This window comes from Vibrio sp. OPT46, from assembly GCF_015163535.1.
Taxonomy (GTDB): Bacteria; Pseudomonadota; Gammaproteobacteria; order Enterobacterales; family Vibrionaceae; genus Vibrio; species Vibrio alginolyticus.
Genome location: NZ_JADDYG010000824.1, coordinates 62832 through 64073 on the forward strand (window position 1 = coordinate 62832; position 1242 = coordinate 64073).

Below are 1242 nucleotides of genomic sequence, written 5' to 3' on the forward strand. Positions count from 1 at the left end.
CGCTAGCGTAGAGTAGTCACCTGATTCAGTAACATCATATGGCGTTCGTTCGCCATTAGAGTTGGTATAGTATTCAGTTCGGGTTTGATCTTTTGCTTCTTCTAGACCAACCATTACCTGACCAATCGGGGCTCCTGAGTTACCGTACTGAATTACAGCACCCGTTTCTAATGAACCCCACTGAACACCTAGGTTAATACCATCACCTTCAGACATTTCGACAATTAACGCTTCAATAAGAACCTGAGCACGACGAATATCGAGTTGAGAAATGACGTCTTGTAATGCCATCATAATATCTGGTGGCGCTGTTAAAACTAACGAGTTAGTTGCAGCGTGAGCAGCAATGACGACCTCACCACGCGATGCACCTGATGTTTTCTGACCGGCTTGTTTTTCAGCTTGCAGGTTATCGGAAACACCTTTCAATACATCCACCAAATCTTCAGCTTTCGCATTTTTCAGGTACACAACTCGGTTGTTACCTTTTGTCGCCATTTCAACATCAAGTTGACGAATCAAACGTTTCAAGCGGGCTCTTACTTTTGGATCACCAGAAATTAAAATCGCGTTAGTACGTTCATCGGCCACAATTTTAGGTTCAAGGAACTCTGGCGTGCTTTTCTGATTCGCACTTTTATTCAGTGCTTCAACAATGCGTACCATTTCAGCAGCAGATGCATTACGCAGCTCTACCAATTCAATTTCTTTATCACCGGCTTGGTCAACTCGCTTGATGATCTCTGCTAAGCGATTCACTACTGCCGCACGACCTGTGATCAAGATAATATTCGCTGGATCATAATGAACCACGTTACCGGCACCGGCGTTATCAATCAGCTGACGAAGTAGAGGAGACAACTCTCGAACCGACACATTACGCACCGCGACAACTCGAGTGATAACACTATCGCCTTGCGCGCTGCCATCACCTAACACAGGGATTGCTGAGGTTTTTGAGTCTTTTGCTTTGATAACCTTAAGTACCCCATTGTCCATCTCTACGACTGCGTAACCGTATACTTCAAGGACATTAAGGAAAAAGCTGTAGTATTGCTCTTCGTTAAGAACGTCATAGCTGCGGACATCGATTTTACCGCGTACTGAAGGATCAACAATGATGGTCTTTTCGAGGTTACGACCAACTATGTTGATGAATTCTTGAATATCAGTGCCTTTAAAGCTCGCACTAAATTCGTTTGCCATTGCACCTGGTACGCAGAGTAAACTTCCTGCTAGTAG

The 1242-nt window shown here is 44.4% G+C and carries 1 protein-coding gene; it reads right to left on the reverse strand.

Features of this window, described 5'->3' with window-relative positions:
- On the reverse strand, positions 1-1242 hold a 1242-nt coding region (locus IQR33_RS28390), incomplete at both ends, for a secretin N-terminal domain-containing protein (RefSeq protein ID WP_322631811.1).